2 protein-coding genes are annotated in these 1,566 nt (G+C 35.6%); both read left to right on the top strand.

Annotated features, from left to right (window positions below; all coding sequences use genetic code 11):
* Positions 1–114: Hsp33 family molecular chaperone HslO (locus AC11ZT_RS11985; RefSeq protein ID WP_484059815.1), on the top strand; the 114-nt coding region annotated here is incomplete at its 5' end.
* Between the two features lie 137 nt (positions 115–251).
* Positions 252–1,175 carry a cysteine synthase A gene (gene cysK, locus AC11ZT_RS11980; protein ID WP_484059814.1) on the top strand — a complete coding sequence of 308 codons (924 nt, stop codon included), beginning with the start codon at positions 252–254 and terminating at the stop codon, positions 1,173–1,175.
* Positions 1,176–1,566: the final 391 nt, after the last annotated feature.

Here is a 1,566-nt window from a genome sequence, read left to right as displayed (position 1 = left end):
CTTAGAAAAATACAAGATGAAGAAGAAGAGACAGAGGTACACTGTCATTTTTGCAATGAAAGATACACCTTTTCTAAGCAGGATATAGGAAATCTTATTGATAGCTTACAGTAAATACAATAAATGTGACATCGAAGCAAACATTTAAAAATTTTTAATTAATGTAGCGTATATGAATTGACAAATAGTACCTAGTGATGCAAAAATGTTTATAAATCCAATAAAAATACTCGGTAATAGGGGTGGGAAAAATGACAATTGCACAATCCGTTTTGGAATTAATCGGAAATACACCAATCGTAAAGTTAAACAATATTGTTGATGAAGATTCTGCAGACGTTTACTTAAAACTAGAATTTACGAACCCAGGCAGCAGCGTAAAGGATCGAATTGCTTTTGCTATGATCGAAGATGCTGAAAAGAAGGGCCTTATTAAAAAAGGAGATACAATTATTGAACCAACTAGTGGTAACACTGGTATTGGTTTAGCAATGGTTGCAGCAGCAAAGGGATATAAGGCTATTCTTGTAATGCCTGATACGATGAGTATTGAACGTCGAAATTTACTCCGTGCATATGGGGCAGAACTTGTGCTAACTCCAGGAAAAGAAGGCATGGCTGGGGCTATTCGCAAGGCAGAAGAATTAGCAGCTGAACATGGATACTTTGTTCCACAACAATTCAAAAACGAAGCAAATCCAGAAATCCATCGCTTAACAACTGGTCCTGAAATTATAAAGCAATTTGGAGAGGAAACTCTCGATGCATTTATTGCAGGTGTTGGAACAGGCGGTACACTCACTGGTGCAGGCGAAGCATTGAAAGAAGCATATCCAAACATTAAAATTATTGCTGTAGAACCAGCAGATTCTCCAGTATTGTCTGGTGGAAAGCCGGGCCCTCACAAAATTCAAGGTATCGGGGCTGGAATTATTCCAGATACATTAAATACAGAAATTTATGATGAAATCATTCAAGTAACAACGGATCAAGCATTTGAAAGCTCTAGAAGATCTGGTCAAGAAGAAGGAATTTTAGTTGGTATTTCTTCAGGAGCTGCAATTTATGCTGCGAAAAAAGTTGCAAAAAAACTTGGAAAAGGTAAGAAAGTGTTAGCTATTATCCCAGATAATGGAGAACGTTACTTAAGTACACTACTTTATAATTTTGATTAATTTGAAAAAGCATCCTAGATTCTAGGGTGCTTTTTTTCTCCTGATACTCTACGCTTAAATAGACAAGAATAACTAACCTCCAAATCTTCTCAAAGCCAATTTGCACCTAACTAGTGAAGTGTATGATAACATTATGTAGAATGAAATCTTGATAAAGTGAAATTTTCCTATGAAATTATCATTTATAATCAAATTGCAATTATATAGGGTGTCCTGTTACAACAAGACAAAACGACAGAGGTGGAAACATGCAGCGAAGGGTACTAGCTATCTCAAAACCGTATGAAAAAAATTTCTTTCAACAATATAAATATTTATCTAAGCAGGAACCGTATCATGTAATTCTTGAAAGTGGTAGAAATGGTCGGTACAGTATTGCAGGAATACATCC

The organism is Ectobacillus sp. (genome assembly GCF_056992975.1).
Note: the sequence above shows the minus strand (reverse complement) of the source record. Positions and strands in the feature narration are given on the sequence as shown.